Below are 23,057 nucleotides of genomic sequence, written 5' to 3'. Positions count from 1 at the left end.
ACCTTAGGGCTGCGGCGCGCTCCGCAATCCGGGCAGGACGTAGCGTCGCATGAAGCGGAGCACGGCGTCGTGATCATCGGGGTTGAAGGTTTCGCCGGGCACCGTACCGAGGCTGATCTGGATTCTCGCCACCCACTCGGCCGCCTCGTCGAGGTCGGTGTCGCTATGGATCTCACCGCGATCACGGGCCGTCTCGATGTAGGACCGCCAGAAGCGACCGAGATCGGGCACCAAACCCTGGACGCCGGCGCCGGCGCACGCCGCGAACTCATCGGGTTCGTCGCGGCGCAATTGCATGACCAGTGCGCCGGGGGAGTCGTAGGCACTGCGGCCCAGCCGCACCCCTACGGCCAGCTGCTCCTCGAAGCTGTCGATCCTCGAGAGAATCTCGTGAGACTCGGTCCAGAACGCGTTGTTCAGACGGACGACCGCGGCGCCCAGTAGCGACGCCTTGTCGGGATAGTGCCGGTAGAGCCAGCCGCGTGACACCCCTGCGGCCTCGGCGACCTCCGACACCGTAGTCGCGCGGATTCCCTTGGCCCGCAGGCAAGCCTCGGCGGCGTCGATCAATCGTTCCCGGACCGACTTCGCCGCGCTCTGGCCATCGGTGTGGACGCTGGCGGTCACCTCGGTCGTCCCTCCTCGTGTCGACCCGACTGTCTCGATGCCGACATCCTTTCAAACATCGGTGGACCGGGTGCTCGTCGGATAGGTAGACAGATTCGTCGTTCTGTTTACACTGCGCTTCTATTGTGACCGAAGCCACCGCCACACGAGCGGGATGACGAAAGGCGGGGGATCCGTGGCAGATACCGTCCAGCAACTGCTTCGCGAGCGCTGCACCGATCCGGCGCCCGCGGTGATGTTCGGCGAGCGGGTCTGGACCTGGCGCGAGCATCTCGACGAGGCCGCCCGGCAGGCGGCGGCGCTGATCGCCCTCGCCGACCGTGACCGGCCGCTGCATGTGGGTGCCCTGCTGGGCAACACTCCGGCGATGCTCACCGCGATGGCGGCGGCAGGCCTGGGCGGCTACGTCCTGTGCGGGGTGAACAACACCCGCCGCGGGGATGCGTTGGCCCGCGACATCGTCAAGGCCGATTGCCAACTCCTGCTGGTCGACACCGCTCACCGGGCCCTGCTCGACGGTCTGGACCTACCTGGTGTCGAGGTTCTCGACATGGACTCCGATGATTGGTCGAAACTCCTCGCCGACGCCGGCGAACTGACACCGCACCGCGAGGTCACGCCCACCGACACGTTCATGCTCATCTTCACCTCGGGTACCAGCGGAGAGCCGAAGGCTGTCCAGGTAGCACACATGATGGTGCCCTTCGCCGGTGTGGCACTCGTCGAGCGGTTCGCCATCACCGCCGCCGACGTCTGTTATCTGTCGATGCCGCTGTTCCACTCCAACGCCCTGATGGCCGGCTGGGCAGTGGCGGTGAGCGCAGGCGCGGCGATGGCCCCGGCGACGTTCTCGGCCTCGGGTCTGCTGGCGGATCTGCGCCGTTACGGCGTCACCTACATGAACTACGTCGGCAAGCCGTTGGCGTATGTGCTGGCCACCCCCGAGCATCCCGACGACCACGACAATCCCCTGCGGGTGGCGTTCGGCAACGAGGCCACCGACCGGGACATCGCCGAATTCGGCCGGCGCTTCGGCTGCACGGTGTGGGATGGCTTCGGATCCACGGAGGGCGCGGTGATCATCACCCGCGAGGACGACTGCCCGCCCGGCTCGGTGGGGCGAGGCTTTCCTGGTGTGGCGATTTATGACCCGGAGACGCTGCAGGAATGCCCGGCAGCGGAGTTCGACGAACACGGGGCACTGGCCAATCCGGACGCGGCGATCGGCGAGATCGTCAACGCCACCGGGGGCGGTCTCTTCGGCGGGTACTACAACGACGCAGCCGCCACCGACGAGCGTCTGCGGCACGGCATGTACTGGTCCGGTGACCTGGGCTACCGCGACGCCGACGGCTGGATCTTCCTGGCCGGTCGGACCGCGGACTGGATGCGGGTCGACGGCGAGAACATGGCTGCCGCCCCCATCGAGCGCATCATTCTGAGGCTGCCGCAGGTCAGTCAGGTCGCGGTGTACGCCGTGCCCGACGAGCACGTCGGCGACCAGGTGATGGCTGCGATCGTGCTCGCCGACGACGCCCAGTTGGCCCCGGCGGCCTTCGCGGCATTCCTCGCCGCGCAGTCCGACCTCTCGCCCAGGGCCTGGCCGCGGTATGTCTGGATCACCGACGCTCTGCCGTCCACCGCGACCAACAAGGTGCTCAAGCGCGAACTCATCGGGTACGGCGCCAACCCAGCAAAAGGTGTGGTCTGGGCGCGTCCGGCGCGGGCTTGGCGCTACGACGTCAGCTGATCGGCGCCCGGCGCACCACCGGGTCAGGAATAGGGTGTGCCAACGAGGCGTTTGGGCAGGTGACGGTCGAGCTGGCATACTAGACCGTCGACCACCTCAGGTACCGGTTCACGCCCGATTAGCAGGGAGAACACTCGGGCGACCCGGCGACCACCGAATGAAGAGGAAAACCATGAAAACTGGGATTCATCCCGCCTACGCCGAGACCACCGTGGTCTGCGGTTGTGGCAACACCTTCACCACGCGCAGCACCAAGGACGGCGGTCACATCGTCGTCGAGGTCTGCTCGCAGTGCCACCCGTTCTACACCGGCAAGCAGAAGATCCTCGACAGCGGCGGTCGCGTGGCCCGCTTCGAGAAGCGCTACGGCAAGCGTAAGACTGCCGAGTCGGCCGACAAATAGCTGCCTCACCGACGCCCGATCTGTCGCGATTTCCAGCGAGAGGCCGGGCGTCGGTCTGCGTTTCGGGCACAGTTGAGGTTCACCGAGGAGGAGTGGGATGACGCAAGCGATGGCGATTGACGCCGTGCTCGCCGAGCATGCCGACCTCGAACGTCAGCTGTCCGACCCCGAGCTGCACAACGACGCGGGCAACGCACGCCGGGTGGGACGCCGGTTTGCCCAACTGGCTCCGATCGTCACGACCTATCGCCGGCTGGAGACGGCCCGCGGGGATCTCGAGGCGGCTCGCGAGCTGGCGGTTGAGGACGCGTCCTTCGCCGCCGAGGTAGCCGACCTGGAGGGTCGGGTGGCCGAGCTCGACGGGCATCTCACCGACTTGTTGTCCCCGCGCGATCCGCACGACGCCGACGACGTGGTGCTCGAGGTGAAGTCGGGGGAGGGTGGCGAGGAGTCGGCGCTCTTCGCCGCCGACCTGGCCCGGATGTACGTCCGCTACGCCGAACGGCACGGCTGGATCGTGACCATGCTCGACGAGACGACCAGTGACCTGGGCGGCTACAAGGACGCCACGCTGTCGATCCGCAGCAGGGGCGATTCCGCTGACGGGGTGTGGGCGAGGCTGAAGTTCGAGGGCGGGGTGCACCGAGTGCAACGCGTGCCGGTCACCGAATCTCAGGGCCGGGTGCACACCTCCGCGGCCGGTGTTCTGGTCTATCCGGAGCCCGAAGAGGTCGAGCAGGTGGCGATCGACGAGTCCGATCTGCGCATCGACGTCTACCGCTCCTCGGGCAAGGGCGGCCAGGGCGTGAATACCACCGACTCCGCCGTGCGCATCACTCACCTGCCCACCGGCATCGTCGTCACCTGCCAGAACGAGCGTTCGCAGTTGCAGAACAAAGCACGTGCGATGCAGGTGTTGGCGGCACGTCTGCAAGCGCTGGCCGAGGAGCAGGCGTCCGCCGACGCCTCGGCCGACCGGGCCAGTCAGATCCGCACCGTCGACCGCAGCGAACGGATTCGCACCTACAACTTCCCGGAGAACCGGATCGCCGATCACCGGATCAACTTCAAGGCGCACAACCTCGACCAGGTGCTCGACGGCGACATGGACGCCCTGCTGGACGCGCTGGCCGAGGCCGACAAGCAGTCACGACTGCAGCAGGCATGACCCGGCGGATGACCGGAGCGGGCGAGGACCGAGCAACGGGCCGGCTGCGCCTGCGGCAGGCCATCGACACGGCCACCGCGGTCCTCGCCGAATCCGGGATCAGCTCGCCGCGTATCGATGCCGAGCTGCTCGCAGCGCATCTGGCCGGCATCGACCGCGGCCGCCTGGTCACCATGGACCCGCCCGGCGGCGACTTCTTCCGCCGGTTCGACGAGGCGGTCGCCGCGCGGTCGAGTCGCATCCCGCTGCAGCACATCACCGGCTCGGCCGCCTTCGGCCCACTGGACCTGCGGGTCGGGCCGGGAGTGTTCATCCCGCGGCCGGAGACCGAAGCGCTGCTGGAATGGGCTCTGGCGCAACGGTTACCGGACCGTGCGGTGATCGTGGACCTGTGCACCGGGTCCGGCGCGCTGGCCATCGCGCTGGCGAGGCGCTGGCCGCAGGCCCGGGTGATCGCGGTCGACGACGACGACACCGCGCTGAGCTACGCGCGGCGCAACGCCGAAGCGACGACGGTCGAACTGGTGCGCGCCGACGTCACTGCCCCCGGCTTGCTTGCCGCGCTGACCGGTACGGTCGACCTCGTGGTATCCAATCCGCCGTACATCCCCACCGGGGCAGTCCTGGAACCTGAAGTCGCCGACCACGACCCGGCGCATGCGCTGTTCGGCGGCGACGACGGCATGGCGCTCATCGCGCCGATCGTCGGACTCGCCGGCGGCTGGCTGCGGCCGGGCGGACTGCTGGCCGTCGAACACGACGACACCACGTCCGAGAGGACCACCGAAACGGTCTCTGCCACAACGCTTTTCGACGAAATCACGCCGCACCGCGATCTGGCCGGTCGGCCGCGGTTCGTCACCGCCCGCAGGATAGGGGGAGGCTCGGCGAGGCCGGCCGAAGTTGGCGCGCCAGCGCCGGCGGAGGACAGGGGAAGCCGGGGCCGACCCAATATGGAGGGAGGCTCGGCGAGGCCGGCCGAAGTTGGCGCGCCAGCGCCGGCGGAGGACAGGGGAAGCCGGGGCCGACCCAATATGGAGGAGCCAGCGTGACCCAAGTGTTCGACTGCGCCGATGCCACCCAGCGCGCCGACGCGATCATCGCGGCGGCGGCTGCCGTTAAGAGCGGCAGGTTGGTGGTCATGCCGACCGACACCGTCTACGGCATCGGGGCCGACGCCTTCGACAGCGCGGCCGTCGCGAGCCTGCTTTCCGCCAAGGGCCGCGGACGCGACATGCCGGTCGGCGTGCTCGTCGGGTCCTGGCACACCATCGAAGGCCTGGTCTACTCGGTGCCGCACAGTGCCCGCGAGTTGATCCGGGCGTTTTGGCCTGGCGCGCTGAGCCTGGTGGTGCAGCAGGCGCCATCGCTGCAATGGGACCTCGGGGACGCCCGAGGAACGGTGATGCTGCGGATGCCGCTGCACCCCGTTGCGATCGAACTGCTGCGCGAGGTCGGCCCGATGGCAGTCTCCAGCGCCAATGTCTCCGGACGGCCTCCGGCGACCACCGCCGAAGAGGCGCAGCGCCAGCTCGGCGATCTGGTGCAGGTATACCTCGACGCCGGTACCTCGCCGGAACAGGCCGCGTCCACCATCGTCGACCTGACCGGTTCGACCCCGCGGATCCTGCGCGAAGGACCTATCAGCGTGGCAGCGATCGCCGACGTGCTGGGCACCGACGCGGCATCGCTGACTACCTGATCGGGACCCTCGGGTTCCCAGGTTCTTGAAGTAGGTTCATGTGGAAATGGTCAGCGGCACTGGAATCCAGCTTCTCGCACTGTCCGACCGTGGCGCCGGTGTTCCGTTGCGTGAGCTGGCCCTCGTTGGTCTGACCGCCGCGATCATCACCTATTTCGCCACCGGGTGGGTCCGGGTGCTGGCCACTCGGTTGGGTGCGGTCGCCTACCCCCGTGAGCGCGACGTCCATATCAAGCCCACCCCGCGCATGGGCGGACTCGCGATGTACCTCGGCGTCGTCGCCGCCGTCTTCGTCGCCTCTCAGCTGCCTGCGCTGACCCGAGGCTTCATCTACTCCTCCGGCATGCCCGCCGTGGTGGTCGCCGGTGGTCTGATCATGCTCATCGGCCTCATCGACGACCGGTGGGGGCTGGACGCGCTGACCAAGTTCGCCGGCCAGATCACGGCGGCCAGCGTGCTGGTCACCATGGGGGTGGCGTGGAGCGTGCTCTACATCCCCATCGGGGGCGTGGGCACCATCGTGCTCGACCAGGTGTCGTCCATCTTGCTGACGCTGGCGCTGACCGTCTCGATCGTCAACGCGATGAACTTCGTCGACGGCCTCGACGGACTGGCGGCGGGTCTGGGCCTGATCACCGCGTCGGCGATCTGCATCTTCTCGGTCGGCCTGCTCCGCGACCACAGCGGCGACGTGCTGTTCTACCCGCCAGCGGTGATCTCGGTGGTGCTCGCCGGCGCGTGTCTGGGCTTCCTGCCGCACAACTTCTATCGCGCCAAGATCTTCATGGGGGACTCCGGGTCCATGCTGATCGGCCTGATGCTGGCAGCGGCGTCCACGACCGCCGCCGGCCCCATTTCGCAGAGCGCCTACGGTGCGCGCGACGTTTTTGCCCTGCTCTCGCCCTTCCTGCTGGTGGTGGCTGTCATGTTCGTACCCGCGCTCGACATGTTGCTGGCTATCGTGCGGCGTACCCGGGCCGGGCAGAGTCCGTTCAGTCCGGACAAGATGCACCTGCATCACCGGCTGCTCCAGATCGGTCACTCCCACCGCCGGGTGGTGCTGCTCATCTATCTGTGGGTCGGCATCGTCGCGCTCGGTGCGGCAAGCACGATCTTCTTCGATCCGCGCTACACCGGAGCGGTCATGCTCGCGGCGATCGTCGTCGCCGTAGTGGTCACGTTGATACCGCTGCTGCGACGTCGAGACGACGATTTCGAGGGAGTTTACGACAGTAAGTAGTAGACGGGTTTAGGGCCGCCTACCATGTGGTACGGTGCTGGCAGAACCCCGAAGAAACCTCGCGGGTTGCCGGCCCGGCCCATCGGAGTCACTCCCGATCGGCGCCGATCTACGACCGACAAAGGGAGCTGCCCCTCGGGTGATTCCAGCGCGTCTGACGCCCTCCGATACGCTCGGCGGGCCACCGCGCAAAGATCACTCGACCGGCTCTCGCGAACGCAAGATTGAGGTGAACCTGTGACGACACCAGCGCAAGATGCGCCGTTGGTGTTTCCGTCCGTTGCCTTTCGGCCCGTTCGGCTGCTCGCTATCTGCTCTGCGCTGACCGCGCTCGTGGTGGTGCTCGCCGCGGTGGCCGGACACATCATGTTCGGCGTGTTCTTCGGCATCGGCCTCGGGCTGGGGCTGCTCAACGCGGTGCTGGTCCAGCGTTCGGTGGAGTCGATCACCGCCGGGGACCACCCGCTCAAGCGCAAGATGGCGCTGAACTCCGCGACGCGGCTGCTGGTCATCACCGCGATCGGCCTGACCATCGCGTTCCTCTTCCGCCCGCAGGGCCTCGGTGTCCTGTTCGGGTTGGCGTTGTTCCAAGTTTTGCTGGTTTTGAGCACAGCGCTGCCCGTGTGGAAGAAGATTCGCACTGGCAGCGAAATCGAACCTGATGGCGAAGCCGCCGGTGCCAACGCGACCGCAGGCACCGCAGTCTCCGATTCCGTAGACGAAGCACCGAAGGATTGAACACCGAAATGAGTGAACGGATCCTCGCCGAGGCCGCGATCGAGGTCGGCCACCACCAGACGGCCACCTGGCTCGGAATGACGGTCAATGTGGACACGATCCTGGCGACGGCGATCGCCGCGATCGTGGTCATCGCGCTGGCGTTCGTGCTGCGCGCCAAGGTCACCTCGACCGGCGTGCCCGGCGGCGTCCAGCTGCTCTGGGAGGCGCTGACCACCCAGATGCGCGGTCAGATCGAGTCCGCGATTGGTATGCGGGTGGCACCGTTCGTGTTGCCGCTGGCGGTGGCACTGTTCATCTTCATTCTCGTCGCCAACTGGATCTCGGTCCTGCCGGTCCAGTACGGCACCGCCGACGGGGCGACGCACGAGTTGCTCAAGCCTCCCGCCGCCGACATCAACTTCGTGCTGGCCCTGGCGCTGTTCGTGTTCCTCTGCTACCACGCTGCCGGTATCTGGCGACGCGGTGTGCTCGGCCATCCGGTGAAGCTGCTCAAGGGTCACGTGGCGTTCCTCGCCCCGATCAACCTGGTCGAGGAGCTCGCCAAGCCGATCTCGTTGTCGCTGCGACTCTTCGGCAACATCTTTGCCGGCGGCATCATGGTGGCGCTGATCGCGCTGTTCCCGCCCTACATCATGTGGGCGCCCAACGCGATCTGGAAGACCTTCGACTTGTTCGTCGGTCTGATCCAGGCGTTCATCTTCGCGCTGCTGACGATCCTGTACTTCAGCCAGTCGATGGAACTGGAAGAGGATCACCACTGATAGACGTGTTCGACCTAAGGACCACCCACTCACCTGGTAGGTGTCCTACCAGCAATCAAGGAGGATAAGCAATGGCAGACCCACAAATCGTCATGGGCGCCCTGATCGGCGGCGGGCTCATCTTGGGCGGCGGCGCTATCGGCGCCGGTATCGGTGACGGCATCGCCGGTAACGCCCTGATTTCCGGCATCGCCCGGCAGCCCGAGGCCCAGGGCCGGCTGTTCACTCCGTTCTTCATCACCGTTGGTCTGGTGGAGGCGGCGTACTTCATCAACCTGGCGTTCATGGCCCTGTTCGTGTTCGCCACGCCTGGCGCTTCCTAGTCCGCATGGGGGAGCACAGCGTCACCCTGTTGGCGGCCGAAGAAGGCGGTACTCAGAACTTCCTCGTCCCCAACGGCACCTTCTTCTTCGTACTGGCCATCTTCTTGATCGTGCTGGGCGTGATCGGCAAGTTCGTCGTGCCGCCGGTTCAGAAGGTGCTCGGTGAACGCGAGAAGATGGTCGCCAAGACCACCGAGGACAACCGTAAGGCCAACGAGTTCGAGGCCGCTGCCGACTCCGATTACCGCAAGGAGATGGCCGCGGCACGCGGCGAGGCTTCTGGCATCCGTGACGAGGCCCGAGCGGAGGGTCGCAAGATCCTCGACGAGCACAAGGGTCGCGCCAGCGAGGAGGCAGCGGCGACGTTGCAGGAGGCGGCCAACGAACTCAAGCTGCAGAGCGATTCCATCGCGACCGAGCTGAGGTCGTCGGTGGATTCCCTATCGGCGACGCTGGCCAGCCGGGTCTTGGGTGTCGAGATCTCCAGCGAGTCGGCGACAACGGCGCCGGGACGGTAGGACATGTCAACCTTCATCGGACAGCTCATCGGCTTCGCGGTCATCGTGGGGATTCTCTGGCGGTACGTCGTGCCGCCGGTGAAGACCTTGATGGCCAACCAGAAGGACGCGGTGCGCACTCAGCTCGACGACAGCGCCAAGGCCGCCAAGCGGCTTGCTGACGCCGACAAGCACCACGCCGCTCGGGTCGAGGAAGCCAAGGCCGAGGCCAAGCACATCGTCGAGGAGGCCCGGACAGATGCCGAGCGCATCGTCGAGCAGCTTCGCGCACAAGCCGACGTCGAGGTGGAGCGGATCAAAGTTCAAGGTGGGCAACAGGTTCAGTTGCTGCGCGCCCAGCTGATCCGGCAACTGCGCCAAGACCTGGGTAGCGAGTCGGTGCGGCGCGCTGGCGAGTTGGTGCGGGCGCACGTGGCTGACATCCAGGCGCAGTCGGCCACCGTCGACAGGTTCCTGGACGAGCTGGATTCGATGGCGCCGGCGGCGTTCGCCCCCGAGACCGGTTCGGATCTCCGGTCGGCCAGCCGCGAGGCGCAGGCCGCCGTGGTCGAGAAGTTCGACGCGTTGTCGTCGGGGTTGTCCACTGACGGCCTGTCCACCCTGTCCGAAGACCTCGTGGCGGTGGCCGGGCTGCTGATCGGTGAGCCGATCCTAGCCCGGCACCTGGCGGAGTCCTCGGGCGAGACCGACGCCAAGAAGCATCTGCTGCACCGGTTGCTCGACGGCAAGGTCGGGGCCAACACCGTGGATCTGCTCGAGACCGCGGTCTCGGTGCGCTGGTCGCACACCCAGGATCTGGTCGACGTCATCGAACACGTGGCCCGGCTCGCCCTGCTGGTTCGCGCCGAGCGTGAGAATCAGGCCGACGAGGTCGAAGAACAGCTCTTCCGCTTCACCCGCATTCTCGACGAGCAGCCCCAGCTGAGCACCCTGCTGGCGGACTACTCCACACCGACCGACGGCCGGGTAGCGCTGCTGCGCAAGCTCCTCTCGGACGGCAGCGGCGCCAACGCGACCGCGACCGCCCTGCTGGTCCAGATGATCAGGCTGGTGCGCGGCGAGCGGGCCGACCAAGCGGCGCTGGCACTGGCCCGGCTTGCGGTCGCCCGCCGTGGCGAGATCGTCGCCCAGGTCAGTGTGGCCGCCGAACTCAGTGCCGCGCAGCGCACGCGGCTGACCGAGGTCCTGACCCGCATCTATCACCACCCCGTCTCGGTGCAGGTGAATGTCGATCCCTCTGTGCTGGGTGGCCTTTCGGTCGCCGTCGGCGACGAGGTGATCGACGGGACGTTGTCGTCACGGCTGGCCGCGGCCGTGACGAAGCTCCCTGATTAGCCGACCGACTAGCCCAGCCGAACAGCTGAAGAACCCCAAGACCCAAAACAAAGGCAGGAAGACGAAAAGCCATGGCAGAGTTGACAATCTCGGCTGACGACATCCAGGGTGCCGTCCAGGAGTACGTCTCGAGCTTCGAGGCGGATTCCGGGCGCGAGGAGATCGGCACCGTCATCGACGCCGGCGACGGCATCGCCCACGTCGAGGGTCTGCCCTCGGTGATGACTCAGGAGCTGCTGGAGTTTCCCGGTGGCGTGCTCGGCGTCGCGCTGAACCTCGACGAGCACAGCGTCGGCGCGGTCATCCTCGGTGAGTTCGAGAAGATCGCCGAGGGTCAGCAGGTCAAGCGCACCAACGAGGTGCTCTCGGTGCCCGTCGGTGACGCCTTCCTCGGCCGCGTGATCAACCCGCTGGGCCAGCCGATCGACGGTCAGGGTGATATCGAGGCGGAGGGTCGTCGCGAGCTCGAACTGCAGGCGCCCTCGGTGGTTCAGCGTCAGGGCGTCGGTGAGCCGCTGCAGACCGGTATCAAGGCCATCGACGCGATGACCCCGATCGGCCGCGGCCAGCGCCAGCTGATCATCGGTGACCGCAAGACCGGCAAGACCGCCGTCTGCGTCGACACCATCCTTAACCAGCGGAGTGCCTGGGAGACCGGTGATCCCAACCAGCAGGTGCGCTGTGTCTACGTCGCGATCGGCCAGAAGGGCACCACGATCGCCTCGGTGAAGCGAGCCCTCGAAGAGGGCGGTGCGATGGAGTACACCACCATCGTCGCGGCCCCGGCGTCCGACGCCGCCGGCTTCAAATGGCTTGCGCCCTACACGGGTTCGGCCATTGGCCAGCACTGGATGTACAACGGCAAGCACGTGCTGATCGTGTTCGACGACCTGTCCAAGCAGGCCGACGCCTACCGCGCCATCTCGCTACTGCTGCGTCGCCCGCCGGGTCGCGAGGCCTTCCCCGGCGACGTCTTCTACCTGCACTCGCGTCTGCTGGAGCGTTGCGCGAAGCTGTCCGACGAGCTGGGCGGCGGTTCGATGACCGGTCTGCCGATCATCGAGACCAAGGCCAACGACATCTCGGCGTTCATTCCGACCAACGTCATCTCGATCACTGACGGTCAGTGCTTCCTGGAGTCCGATCTGTTCAACCAGGGTGTGCGCCCGGCCGTGAACGTCGGCGTGTCGGTGTCCCGCGTCGGTGGTGCCGCGCAGATCAAGGCGATGAAAGAGGTAGCCGGCTCGCTGCGTCTGGACCTGTCGCAGTACCGCGAGCTGGAGGCCTTCGCGGCCTTCGCCTCCGACCTGGACGCCGCTTCGAAGGCTCAGCTCGACCGCGGTGTGCGGCTGGTCGAGCTGCTTAAGCAGGCCCAGTACAGCCCGATGGCGGTCGAGGACCAGGTCGTCGCAATCTTCCTCGGCACGCAGGGGCACCTCGATTCGGTTCCGGCCGAGGATGTTTCGCGCTTTGAGGCCGAGTTCCTAGAGCACGTGAAGGCCAGCCACGGCGACATCCTCACCGGTATCAAGGAGTCCAAGAAGCTCTCCGAGGAAGCCGAAGAGAAGCTCGTTTCGGTCATCAACGACTTCAAGAAGGGCTTCGCCGCCACCGACGGCAGCTCGGTGGTCGTGGGCGGCGAGGAGGCTGAGGCACTGGACCCCGAGGACCTGGAGAAGGAATCCGTCAAGGTCCGTAAGCCGGCGCCAAAAAAGAACTAGTAGAAGAGCTATAAGAGAATGGCAGCCACACTTCGCGAGCTTCGCGGACGTATCAAATCCGCTTCGTCGATCAAGAAGATCACGAAGGCCCAGGAGCTGATCGCCACGTCGCGGATCGCCAAGGCGCAGGCCCGGGTCGATGCGGCCCGGCCCTACGCATCTGAGATCACCAATATGCTCACCGAGCTCGCCGGCGCCAGCGCGCTGGATCACCCGCTGCTCGTCGCGCGGGAGAACCCCAAGCGGGCCGGTGTGTTGGTGGTCTCCTCGGACCGCGGTCTGTGCGGCGGCTACAACGCAAACGTGCTGCGCCGGGCCGAGGAGCTGTTCTCGCTGCTGCGGGAAGAGGGCAAGAACCCGGTGCTCTACGTCGTCGGGCGCAAAGCGTTGGGTTACTACAGTTTCCGCCAGCGGGCGGTCACCGAGTCGTGGACCGGCTTCTCCGAGCGGCCGACCTATGACGACGCCAAGGCGATCGCCGACACCCTGGTGAGTGCCTTCATGTCCGGTGCCGACGACGAGGGAGACGACGCCGGCGCGGATGGGATTCTCGGAGTGGACGAGCTGCACATCGTCTCAACGGAGTTCAAGTCGATGTTGTCGCAGCAGGCAGCGGCGCTGCGCATCGCGCCGATGGTCGTCGAGTACGTCGGCGAGGCCGAAACCGGTCCGCACACGCTGTTCTCGTTCGAGCCCAATGCCGAGGAGCTGTTCGACTCCCTGCTGCCGCGCTACATCGCGACGCGGGTGTACGCGGCGCTGCTCGAGGCGGCGGCGTCGGAGTCGGCGTCTCGTCGTCGCGCCATGAAGTCGGCGACTGACAACGCCGACGACCTGATCAAGGCGCTCACGCTTGCGGCGAACCGCGAACGGCAGGCGCAGATCACCCAGGAAATCAGCGAGATCGTCGGTGGCGCCAACGCGCTGGCCGACGCGCGCTAGCCAATCAACTACATAGTCCAACGCAGCAAGCGAAAGCGAAGAGGAAATGACTGCTACCGCAGAGAAGACGGCCGGGCGCGTTGTCCGCATCACCGGACCGGTGGTGGACGTGGAATTCCCGCGTGGCTCGGTACCCGCCCTGTTCAACGCGCTGCACGCCGATATCGCGTTCGGTGCGCTCGCCAAGACCCTGACCCTGGAAGTTGCCCAGCACCTGGGTGACAACCTGGTCCGCTGCATCTCGATGCAGCCCACCGACGGACTTGTCCGCGGTGTCGAGGTCAGCGACACCGGCGCCTCGATTTCGGTGCCGGTCGGCGACGGCGTCAAGGGCCACGTCTTCAACGCCCTCGGCGACTGCCTCGACGAGCCGGGCTACGGCAAGGACTTCGAGCACTGGTCGATCCACCGCAAGCCGCCGGCCTTCGCCGATCTGGAGCCGCGGACCGAGATGCTCGAGACCGGCCTGAAGGTCGTCGACCTGCTGACCCCGTACGTGCGTGGCGGCAAGATCGCCCTGTTCGGTGGTGCGGGTGTGGGCAAGACGGTGCTCATCCAGGAGATGATCAACCGCATCGCCCGCAACTTCGGCGGTACCTCGGTGTTCGCCGGCGTGGGGGAGCGCACTCGTGAGGGCAACGACCTCTGGGTCGAGCTGGCCGACGCCAACGTGCTCAAGGACACCGCGCTGGTGTTCGGTCAGATGGACGAGCCGCCGGGCACACGTATGCGCGTCGCGCTGTCCGCGCTGACCATGGCGGAGTTCTTCCGCGACGAGCAGGGCCAGGACGTGCTGCTGTTCATCGACAACATCTTCCGGTTCACCCAGGCCGGTTCCGAGGTGTCGACCCTGCTCGGCCGCATGCCGTCCGCGGTGGGTTACCAGCCGACGCTGGCCGATGAGATGGGTGAGCTGCAGGAGCGCATTACCTCGACCCGTGGCCGCTCGATCACCTCGATGCAGGCCGTGTATGTGCCCGCCGACGACTACACCGACCCGGCGCCGGCCACCACGTTCGCGCACCTGGATGCCACCACCGAGCTTTCCCGCGCGGTGTTCTCCAAGGGCATCTTCCCCGCGGTGGACCCGCTGGCGTCGTCCTCGACGATCCTGCACCCGAGCGTCGTCGGTGACGAGCACTACCGGGTCGCCCAGGAAGTCATCCGAATCCTGCAGCGCTACAAGGACCTCCAGGACATCATCGCGATCCTCGGTATCGACGAGCTCTCCGAAGAGGACAAGGTTCTGGTGTACCGGGCTCGTAAGATCGAGCGCTTCCTGAGCCAGAACATGATGGCTGCCGAGCAGTTCACCGGCCAGCCCGGTTCGACCGTGCCGCTCAAGGAGACCGTCGAGGCCTTCGACAAGCTGGCCAAGGGCGAATTCGACCACCTGCCCGAGCAGGCCTTCTTCCTGATCGGCGGCCTGGATGACCTGGCGAAGAAGGCCGAAAGCCTCGGCGCCAAGCTGTGATGAACGCTGACGCGACGCCAAGCCGAAAGGTGATGTGAGATGGCCGAATTGGACGTCGACATCGTCGCCGTCGAGCGCAAGATCTGGTCGGGTAAGGCAACGTTCGTCTTCACCCGCACCACATCGGGCGAGATCGGCATCCTGCCCCGGCACATCCCGCTGGTCGCACAGCTGGTGGACGACGCGATGGTGCGCGTCGAACGGGAGGGCGAGGACGATCTGCGCATCGCAGTCGACGGTGGCTACCTGTCGGTCACGGAGGAGAGCGTGACGATCCTCGCCGAGTCGGCCGAATTCGAGTCCGAGATCGACGCGGACGCTGCCAAGGCTGACGCGGCCTCCGACGATCCGCACACCGCCGCCCGCGGTAGGGCGCGCCTGCGTGCCCTAGGTCAACTCGACTAGCTGCGTGACTTGATGAGCGCGTCGATGATGTTCATGGTCGCGCTCGTCAGCGTGCTGCTGCTCGTCGTCGTCGCGCTGAGCTACCGACTCTGGAAGCTGCGCCAGGGTGGCACCGCGGCGATACTGCGTGACATTCCCGCGGTGGGCGGTCAGGGCTGGCGCCATGGCGTCATTCGCTACCGCGGTGACGAGGCCAGGTTCTACCGGTTGTCGAGTCTGCGCTGGTGGCCGGACCGCCGACTGAGCCGGCGCGGGCTCGAGGTCATCTCCCGGCGAGGTCCGCGCGGCGACGAATTCGACATCATGACCGCGGAGATCGTCGTACTCGAACTGCACGACACCACTGTCGACCGGTGGCGTGGATACGAGATGGCCCTCGATCGGGGTGCGCTGACGGCATTCTTGTCCTGGGTGGAATCTCGCCCGTCACCGCGCTCGCGGCGCCGCGGCGGCTGAGCTACTCCTTTTCGGTCTTGCCTTCGGGCTTGTCGTCCGCGCCGTCTTCCGCGCCGGCGCGCCCGGGTTGCCACAGCACGTCACCCTCTGGGTTGGCCACTCGGGACAGGATGAACAACAGGTCGGACAGTCGGTTGAGGTAACGGGCCGGCAGTGGGCTGACGGTGTCGGGGTAGGCCTTCACTGCCACCCACGCGGAGCGCTCGGCGCGTCGCGTCACGGTACGAGCGACGTGCAGCAGTGCCGACAGAGCGGTGCCGCCCGGCAAGATGAACGACTTCAAGGCCGGCAGCGTCTCGTTGTAGTGATCGCACCACGCCTCGAGCCGGTCGACGTAGGGCGCGGTGATCCGCAGCGGCGGGTATTCGGGGTTGTCGACAACCGGGGTGGATAGATCTGCACCGGCGTCGAACAGGTCGTTCTGGATCTGCAGCAGCACCGCACGCAGCTCGTGGTCGGGCTGCCCGAGCACCATGGCCACGCCGATCGCCGCGTTCGCCTCGTCGCAGTCGGCGTAGGCGACCAGGCGCGGGTCACTCTTGTCGACCCGTGAGAAATCACTCAGTCCCGAGGTGCCGTCGTCGCCGGTACGGGTATAGATGCGGGTCAGATGCACTGCCATAGCGCAAACCGTACCGGCCGAGTGACCCGGCCCAGGCCGTCGGCTCCACTAAGCTGACGGCCGTGGGTGAGCGTTTCGTGGTGACCGGTGGTAACCGGTTGTCAGGCGAGGTGGCGGTAGGGGGCGCCAAGAATAGCGTCTTGAAGTTGATGGCCGCGAGCCTGCTGGCCGAGGGCACCACCACGATCACGAACTGCCCGGATATTCTCGACGTGCCATTGATGGCCGAGGTGCTTCGCGGTCTGGGGGCCAACGTCGAGCTCGACGGCTCGGTAGTGCGGATCACCTCACCCGAGGAGCCGAAGTACGAGGCCGATTTCGCGGCCGTACGTCAGTTCCGCGCGTCGGTCTGCGTGCTCGGCCCGTTGGTCGGTCGGTGCAAGCGCGCACGGGTTGCGTTGCCGGGCGGCGACGCGATCGGGTCGCGGCCGTTGGACATGCACCAGGCCGGACTTCGGCAGCTGGGCGCGGACTGCACCATCGAACACGGTTGCGTGGTGGCGACTGCCGACAAGCTGCGCGGCGCGGAGATCCAGCTGGAGTTCCCTTCGGTAGGGGCGACCGAAAATATCCTGATGGCCGCCGTCCTCGCCGAAGGTGTGACGACCATCCACAATGCCGCCCGGGAACCGGACGTCGTGGATCTGTGCGAGATGCTGAACCAGATGGGCGCCCAGATCGGGGGAGCCGGCACCTCGACGCTCACGGTCACCGGGGTGCCGCGGCTGTATCCCACCGAGCACCGGGTGATCGGTGACCGGATCGTCGCCGCGACGTGGGGCATCGCCGCAGCGATGACCCGCGGTGATATCGCGGTGACGGGGGTGGATCCGTCGCATCTGCAGTTGGTCCTGCACAAGCTGCACGACGCGGGGGCCACCGTCACTCAGCATGACAACGGGTTTCGGGTGGTCCAGTACGAGCGGCCCAAAGCCGGCAACGTCGCCACCCTTCCGTTCCCGGGGTTCCCGACCGATCTCCAACCGATGGCGATCGCGTTGGCGTCCGTCGCCGACGGGACGTCGATGATCACCGAGAACGTATTCGAGGCAAGGTTCCGGTTCGTCGAGGAGATGATCCGGCTCGGGGCCGACGCCCGCACCGACGGGCACCACGCGGTGGTGCGCGGAATCCCGCAGCTGTCCAGTGCGCCGGTCTGGTGCTCGGACATCCGTGCCGGTGCCGGCCTGGTGCTGGCCGGGCTCGTCGCTGACGGAGAAACCGAAGTTCACGACGTGTTTCACATCGATCGCGGCTACCCGCTGTTCGTCGAGAATCTGGCGCGACTTGGAGCTGAGATCGAACGCGTGTAGAGTATGAAATCGGCCAGTCGCGCCGGGCCCGGAAACGGGAAGGCAGCGACAAGTTGACGCCGACAATGAATTCAAGTAAGCTGGCAGGGTTGCCTGCTGGCGGGTGTCAGCCGGGTGTGTTGTTTGAGAACTCAATAGTGTGTTTGGTGGTTTTTGTTTGTTGTTTTTTTTTGCTGCATTCTGATACCCCCGTGTTGGGGTGTGGCTTTTGTGATGCCAGTTTTGGTGTCGTTTTTGTTAGGTCAGATTTTCTCTGATTGTGAATTCGCCTTCTTTGGGAGGGGTTTTTGTTTGGAGAGTTTGATCCTGGCTCAGGACGAACGCTGGCGGCGTGCTTAACACATGCAAGTCGAACGGTAAGGCCTTTCGGGGTACACGAGTGGCGAACGGGTGAGTAACACGTGGGTGATCTGCCCTGCACTTTGGGATAAGCCTGGGAAACTGGGTCTAATACCGAATACACCCTTCTGGCTGCATGGTCTGGGAGGGGAAAGCTTTTGCGGTGTGGGATGGGCCCGCGGCCTATCAGCTTGTTGGTGGGGTGATGGCCTACCAAGGCGACGACGGGTAGCCGGCCTGAGAGGGTGACCGGCCACACTGGGACTGAGATACGGCCCAGACTCCTACGGGAGGCAGCAGTGGGGAATATTGCACAATGGGCGCAAGCCTGATGCAGCGACGCCGCGTGAGGGATGACGGCCTTCGGGTTGTAAACCTCTTTCAATAGGGACGAAGCGCAAGTGACGGTACCTATAGAAGAAGGACCGGCCAACTACGTGCCAGCAGCCGCGGTAATACGTAGGGTCCGAGCGTTGTCCGGAATTACTGGGCGTAAAGAGCTCGTAGGTGGTTTGTCGCGTTGTTCGTGAAAACCAGAGGCTTAACCTCTGGCGTGCGGGCGATACGGGCAGACTGGAGTACTGCAGGGGAGACTGGAATTCCTGGTGTAGCGGTGGAATGCGCAGATATCAGGAGGAACACCGGTGGCGAAGGCGGGTCTCTGGGCAGTAACTGACGCTGAGGAGCGAAAGCGTGGGGAGCGAACAGGATTAGATACCCTGGTAGTCCACGCCGTAAACGGTGGGTACTAGGTGTGGGTTTCCTTCCTTGGGATCCGTGCCGTAGCTAACGCATTAAGTACCCCGCCTGGGGAGTACGGCCGCAAGGCTAAAACTCAAAGGAATTGACGGGGGCCCGCACAAGCGGCGGAGCATGTGGATTAATTCGATGCAACGCGAAGAACCTTACCTGGGTTTGACATGCACAGGACGTCGGCAGAGATGTCGGTTCCCTTGTGGCCTGTGTGCAGGTGGTGCATGGCTGTCGTCAGCTCGTGTCGTGAGATGTTGGGTTAAGTCCCGCAACGAGCGCAACCCTTGTCTCATGTTGCCAGCACGTTATGGTGGGGACTCGTGAGAGACTGCCGGGGTCAACTCGGAGGAAGGTGGGGATGACGTCAAGTCATCATGCCCCTTATGTCCAGGGCTTCACACATGCTACAATGGCCGGTACAAAGGGCTGCGATGCCGTGAGGTGGAGCGAATCCTTTCAAAGCCGGTCTCAGTTCGGATCGGGGTCTGCAACTCGACCCCGTGAAGTCGGAGTCGCTAGTAATCGCAGATCAGCAACGCTGCGGTGAATACGTTCCCGGGCCTTGTACACACCGCCCGTCACGTCATGAAAGTCGGTAACACCCGAAGCCGGTGGCCTAACCCCTTGTGGGAGGGAGCCGTCGAAGGTGGGATCGGCGATTGGGACGAAGTCGTAACAAGGTAGCCGTACCGGAAGGTGCGGCTGGATCACCTCCTTTCTAAGGAGCACCACGAGTATCAGGCCCGCCCACATCGTGTGGGGGTTCGGTGTTCTGGTCGATTCGTTGGATGGCCTTTTGCCTGTAGTGGGTGGGGGTCTGGTGCATGACAAGCAAAGTAGCCGGAGACGGGGAGTTCCCTGTGGGGGCTTTTCTGGTGCTGCCAAACACACTGTTGGGCTTTGAGACAACAAGCCTGTGCCTCGGTTTGCGGGGTGGCCTCGCGGTGGTGGGGTCGGCGTGTTGTTGCCTCACTTTGGTGGTGGGGTGTGGTGTTTGATTTGTGGATAGTGGTTGCGAGCATCTAGCACGCATGCGAGCGTTCCTGGCCGGGGTCTTTGGACTGTGGTGGGGGGTTTGTGTGGGTGTTGATGTGCAATTTCTTTTGATATTGGTTTTGTGTTTGTAAGTGTTTAAGGGCGCATGGTGGATGCCTTGGCACTGGGAGCCGATGAAGGACGTAGGAGGCTGCGATAAGCCTCGGGGAGCTGCCAACCGAGCGTTGATCCGAGGATGTCCGAATGGGGAAACCCGGCACGAGTGATGTCGTGTCACCCAACGCTGAATGTATAGGCGTTGGGGGGGAACGCGGGGAAGTGAAACATCTCAGTACCCGTAGGAAGAGAAAACAAAAGTGATTCCGTTAGTAGTGGCGAGCGAACGCGGAGGATGGCTAAACCGTGCTCATGTGATACCCGGCAGGGGTTGTGGGTGCGGTGTTGTGGGGTGTGTCTTCTCAGATCTGCCGGTCTGGGCGTCAGTGAGAAAAGAATGTGTTAGTCGAAGTGGTCTGGGATGGCCTGCCGTAGTGGGTGAGAGCCCCGTAGACGAAAACGTGTTCTCTGTCGTGACATGTCCCCGAGTAGCAGCGGGCCCGTGAAATCTGCTGTGAATCTGCCGGGACCATCCGGTAAGCCTGAATACTTCCCAGTGACCGATAGCGGATTAGTACCGTGAGGGAATGGTGAAAAGTACCCCGGGAGGGGAGTGAAATAGTACCTGAAACCGTGTGCCTACAATCCGTCAGAGCCCTCGCTTGCGTGGGGTGATGGCGTGCCTTTTGAAGAATGAGCCTGCGAGTCAGGGACATGTCGCGAGGTTAACCCGGGTGGGGTAGCCGTAGCGAAAGCGAGTCTGAATAGGGCGTATCCACACAGGAGTGTGTGGTGTAGTGGTGTGTTCTGGACCCGAAGCGGAGTGATCTACCCATGGCCAGGGTGAAGCGCGGGTAAGACCGCGTGGAGGCCCGAACCCACTTAGGTTGAAGACTGAGGGGATGAGTTGTGGGTAGGGGTGAAAGGCCAATCAAACTCCGTGATAGCTGGTTCTCCCCGAAATGCATTTAGGTGCAGCGTTGCGTGTTTCTTACTGGAGGTAGAGCTACTGGATGGCCGATGGGCCCCACAGGGTTACTGACGTCAGCCAAACTCCGAATGCCGGTAAGTCTAAGAGCGCAGCAGTGAGACGGCGGGGGATAAGCTCCGTTCGTCGAGAGGGAAACAGCCCAGATCGCCGGCTAAGGCCCCTAAGCGTGTGCTAAGTGGAAAAGGATGTGCAGTCGCAGAGACAACCAGGAGGTTGGCTTAGAAGCAGCCACCCTTGAAAGAGTGCGTAATAGCTCACTGGTCAAGTGATTGTGCGCCGATAATGTAGCGGGGCTCAAGCACACCGCCGAAGCCGCGGCAACGACCTTGTGTCGTTGGGTAGGGGAGCGTCCTGCATCCAGTGAAGCCGCCGAGTGATCGAGTGGTGGAGGGTGTGGGAGTGAGAATGCAGGCATGAGTAGCGATAAGGCAAGTGAGAACCTTGCCCGCCGAAAGACCAAGGGTTCCTGGGGCAGGCCAGTCCGCCCAGGGTGAGTCGGGACCTAAGGCGAGGCCGACAGGCGTAGTCGATGGACAACGGGTTGATATTCCCGTACCCGTGTGTGGGCGTCCCTGATGAATCTATTCTGCTAACCGCCCAAATGGTCGGTGAGTGTTCCCTTCGGGGGCCACCGCTGGCTGGCTGCGCGGGACCCGGGTGGGTAGTAGTCAAGCGATGGGGTGACGCAGGTAGGTAGCCGTACCAGTCAGTGGTAATACTGGGGTAAACCTGTAGGACGAGATATAGGCAAATCCGTATCTCATATGTCTGAGAGGTGATGCATAGCCGAGTGAGGCGAATTCGGTGATCCTCTGCTGCCAAGAAAAGCCTCTAGCGAGCACACACATGGCCCGTACCCCAAACCAACACAGGTGGTCAGGTAGAGAATACCAAGGCGTACGAGTGAACTATGGTTAAGGAACTCGGCAAAATACCCCCGTAACTTCGGGAGAAGGGGGACCTCCTACTGTCATCACCCTTGCGGTGGGCAGCGGTGGGGGGTGGCACAAACCAGTGAGAAGCGACTGTTTACTAAAAACACAGGTCCGTGCGAAGTCGCAAGACGATGTATACGGACTGACGCCTGCCCGGTGCTGGAAGGTTAAGAGGACCCGTTAACCCTTGGGTGAAGCGGAGAATTTAAGCCCCAGTAAACGGCGGTGGTAACTATAACCATCCTAAGGTAGCGAAATTCCTTGTCGGGTAAGTTCCGACCTGCACGAATGGCGTAACGACTTCTCAACTGTCTCAACCATAGACTCGGCGAAATTGCACTACGAGTAAAGATGCTCGTTACGCGCGGCAGGACGAAAAGACCCCGGGACCTTCACTATAGCTTGGTATTGGCGTTCGGTTCGGTTTGTGTAGGATAGGTGGGAGACTGTGAAACTCACACGCCAGTGTGGGTGGAGTCGTTGTTGAAATACCACTCTGATCGTATTGGACTTCTAACCTCGGACCGTATATCCGGTCCAGGGACAGTGCCTGGTGGGTAGTTTAACTGGGGCGGTTGCCTCCTAAAATGTAACGGAGGCGCCCAAAGGTTCCCTCAACCTGGACGGCAATCAGGTGTTGAGTGCAAGTGCACAAGGGAGCTTGACTGCGAGACGTACATGTCGAGCAGGGACGAAAGTCGGGACTAGTGATCCGGCACCCCCGAGTGGAAGGGGTGTCGCTCAACGGATAAAAGGTACCCCGGGGATAACAGGCTGATCTTCCCCAAGAGTCCATATCGACGGGATGGTTTGGCACCTCGATGTCGGCTCGTCGCATCCTGGGGCTGGAGCAGGTCCCAAGGGTTGGGCTGTTCGCCCATTAAAGCGGCACGCGAGCTGGGTTTAGAACGTCGTGAGACAGTTCGGTCTCTATCCGCCGCGCGCGTCAGAAGCTTGAGGAAACCTGTCCCTAGTACGAGAGGACCGGGACGGACGAACCTCTGGTACACCAGTTGTCCCACCAGGGGCACCGCTGGATAGCCACGTTCGGACAGGATAACCGCTGAAAGCATCTAAGCGGGAAACCTTCTCCAAGACCAGGCTTCTCACCCTTTTAGAGGGATAAGGCCCCCCGCAGACCACGGGATCGATAGACCAGACCTACACGCACCGCAAGGTGTTCAGGGAACTGGCACTAACCGGCCGAAAACTTACAACAACCAATCAACACCAACGGTTGAAAGAGACGCACACGCCCGCAACCACACCACAACCACACCCCACCACCAAAACACAGATTCACACTCACAAACGAGTGAATAAAGTTACGGCGGCCATAGCGGCAGGGAAACGCCCGGTCCCATCCCGAACCCGGAAGCTAAGCCTACCAGCGCCGATGATACTACCCAACAGGGTGGAAAAGTAGGACACCGCCGAACACAAATT

General features: G+C 64.2%; 19 protein-coding genes and 3 rRNA genes. 20 read left to right on the top strand and 2 right to left on the bottom strand.

The features are described 5' to 3' along the window. Positions 1 to 3: 3 nt before the first annotated feature. Entirely contained in the window at positions 4 to 627 is a 624-nt protein-coding gene (locus tag ACXDF8_RS24880) for a TetR/AcrR family transcriptional regulator (RefSeq protein WP_457225937.1), read from the bottom strand. 175 nt (positions 628 to 802) lie between these two features. Here ACXDF8_RS24880 and fadD1 point away from each other — a divergent pair, with 175 nt between their 5' ends. The 16 genes from fadD1 to ACXDF8_RS24800 all read left to right on the top strand — a co-directional run bounded on the left by fadD1 (position 803) and on the right by ACXDF8_RS24800 (position 15,566). Further along, positions 803 to 2,377: a fatty-acid--CoA ligase FadD1 gene (gene fadD1 / locus ACXDF8_RS24875; protein ID WP_457225936.1), complete on the top strand. Its 1,575-nt coding sequence runs from the start codon at positions 803 to 805 to the stop codon at positions 2,375 to 2,377. 172 nt (positions 2,378 to 2,549) lie between these two features. After that, the gene (gene rpmE, locus ACXDF8_RS24870) at positions 2,550 to 2,780 is read left to right on the top strand and encodes a 50S ribosomal protein L31 (RefSeq protein ID WP_457225935.1); all 231 of its coding nucleotides are present in this window, start codon (positions 2,550 to 2,552) and stop codon (positions 2,778 to 2,780) included. Between the two features lie 97 nt (positions 2,781 to 2,877). Then, positions 2,878 to 3,948, top strand: coding sequence for a peptide chain release factor 1 (gene prfA, locus ACXDF8_RS24865; protein WP_457225934.1), 1,071 nt, complete (start codon positions 2,878 to 2,880; stop codon positions 3,946 to 3,948). An 8-nt stretch (positions 3,949 to 3,956) separates the two neighbouring features. After that, the gene (prmC, locus tag ACXDF8_RS24860; protein WP_457225933.1) at positions 3,957 to 5,000 is read left to right on the top strand and encodes a peptide chain release factor N(5)-glutamine methyltransferase; all 1,044 of its coding nucleotides are present in this window, start codon (positions 3,957 to 3,959) and stop codon (positions 4,998 to 5,000) included. Further along, positions 4,997 to 5,650: an L-threonylcarbamoyladenylate synthase gene (locus ACXDF8_RS24855; RefSeq protein ID WP_457225932.1), complete on the top strand. Its 654-nt coding sequence runs from the start codon at positions 4,997 to 4,999 to the stop codon at positions 5,648 to 5,650. The genes prmC and ACXDF8_RS24855 overlap by 4 nt, the downstream gene beginning before the upstream one ends. Positions 5,651 to 5,696: 46 nt before the next feature. Next, the gene (locus tag ACXDF8_RS24850; protein ID WP_457225931.1) at positions 5,697 to 6,890 is read left to right on the top strand and encodes a glycosyltransferase family 4 protein; all 1,194 of its coding nucleotides are present in this window, start codon (positions 5,697 to 5,699) and stop codon (positions 6,888 to 6,890) included. Between the two features lie 237 nt (positions 6,891 to 7,127). Then, positions 7,128 to 7,628 carry an ATP synthase subunit I gene (locus ACXDF8_RS24845; RefSeq protein WP_457225930.1) on the top strand — a complete coding sequence of 167 codons (501 nt, stop codon included), beginning with the start codon at positions 7,128 to 7,130 and terminating at the stop codon, positions 7,626 to 7,628. Between the two features lie 8 nt (positions 7,629 to 7,636). Beyond that, positions 7,637 to 8,392 (top strand): F0F1 ATP synthase subunit A, encoded by a 756-nt coding sequence (gene atpB, locus ACXDF8_RS24840; protein ID WP_457225929.1) that lies wholly within the window; start codon positions 7,637 to 7,639, stop codon positions 8,390 to 8,392. 71 nt (positions 8,393 to 8,463) lie between these two features. Next, positions 8,464 to 8,715, top strand: a complete 252-nt coding sequence (locus tag ACXDF8_RS24835) for a F0F1 ATP synthase subunit C (protein ID WP_036343982.1) — start codon at positions 8,464 to 8,466, stop codon at positions 8,713 to 8,715. 5 nt (positions 8,716 to 8,720) lie between these two features. Beyond that, entirely contained in the window at positions 8,721 to 9,233 is a 513-nt protein-coding gene (locus ACXDF8_RS24830; protein ID WP_457225928.1) for a F0F1 ATP synthase subunit B, read from the top strand. Positions 9,234 to 9,236: 3 nt separating this feature from the next. Continuing rightward, entirely contained in the window at positions 9,237 to 10,568 is a 1,332-nt protein-coding gene (locus ACXDF8_RS24825; RefSeq protein WP_457225927.1) for a F0F1 ATP synthase subunit B/delta, read from the top strand. Between the two features lie 71 nt (positions 10,569 to 10,639). Then, positions 10,640 to 12,289, top strand: a complete 1,650-nt coding sequence (gene atpA, locus ACXDF8_RS24820) for a F0F1 ATP synthase subunit alpha (RefSeq protein ID WP_457225926.1) — start codon at positions 10,640 to 10,642, stop codon at positions 12,287 to 12,289. A gap of 18 nt (positions 12,290 to 12,307) precedes the next feature. Beyond that, the gene (locus tag ACXDF8_RS24815) at positions 12,308 to 13,231 is read left to right on the top strand and encodes a F0F1 ATP synthase subunit gamma (RefSeq protein WP_457225925.1); all 924 of its coding nucleotides are present in this window, start codon (positions 12,308 to 12,310) and stop codon (positions 13,229 to 13,231) included. A gap of 46 nt (positions 13,232 to 13,277) precedes the next feature. After that, the gene (gene atpD, locus ACXDF8_RS24810) at positions 13,278 to 14,705 is read left to right on the top strand and encodes a F0F1 ATP synthase subunit beta (RefSeq protein WP_457225924.1); all 1,428 of its coding nucleotides are present in this window, start codon (positions 13,278 to 13,280) and stop codon (positions 14,703 to 14,705) included. A 39-nt stretch (positions 14,706 to 14,744) separates the two neighbouring features. Next, positions 14,745 to 15,110 (top strand): F0F1 ATP synthase subunit epsilon, encoded by a 366-nt coding sequence (locus tag ACXDF8_RS24805; RefSeq protein ID WP_457225923.1) that lies wholly within the window; start codon positions 14,745 to 14,747, stop codon positions 15,108 to 15,110. Between the two features lie 12 nt (positions 15,111 to 15,122). Further along, positions 15,123 to 15,566 carry a DUF2550 domain-containing protein gene (locus ACXDF8_RS24800; protein ID WP_457225922.1) on the top strand — a complete coding sequence of 148 codons (444 nt, stop codon included), beginning with the start codon at positions 15,123 to 15,125 and terminating at the stop codon, positions 15,564 to 15,566. Between the two features lies 1 nt (position 15,567). On the opposite strand, the gene ACXDF8_RS24795 is transcribed toward ACXDF8_RS24800, so the two are convergent. After that, a complete protein-coding gene (locus tag ACXDF8_RS24795) occupies positions 15,568 to 16,188 on the bottom strand; it encodes a cob(I)yrinic acid a,c-diamide adenosyltransferase (RefSeq protein ID WP_457225921.1) in 621 nt (206 codons plus the stop codon). A gap of 62 nt (positions 16,189 to 16,250) precedes the next feature. Between ACXDF8_RS24795 and murA the strand changes: the two genes are divergently transcribed. The 4 genes from murA (at position 16,251) to rrf (ending at position 23,050) form a co-directional block, all read left to right on the top strand. Then, positions 16,251 to 17,501: a UDP-N-acetylglucosamine 1-carboxyvinyltransferase gene (murA, locus tag ACXDF8_RS24790; RefSeq protein ID WP_457225920.1), complete on the top strand. Its 1,251-nt coding sequence runs from the start codon at positions 16,251 to 16,253 to the stop codon at positions 17,499 to 17,501. Positions 17,502 to 17,789: 288 nt separating this feature from the next. Continuing rightward, positions 17,790 to 19,311, top strand: a 16S ribosomal RNA gene (locus ACXDF8_RS24785). A gap of 403 nt (positions 19,312 to 19,714) precedes the next feature. Beyond that, positions 19,715 to 22,830 (top strand): 23S ribosomal RNA (locus tag ACXDF8_RS24780). Between the two features lie 107 nt (positions 22,831 to 22,937). Then, positions 22,938 to 23,050 (top strand): 5S ribosomal RNA (rrf, locus tag ACXDF8_RS24775). The 16S, 23S and 5S rRNA genes sit together here, the layout of an rRNA operon. Positions 23,051 to 23,057 lie beyond the last annotated feature (7 nt).

Source organism: Mycolicibacterium sp. CBM1 (assembly GCF_054073305.1).
Note: the sequence above shows the minus strand (reverse complement) of the source record. Positions and strands in the feature narration are given on the sequence as shown.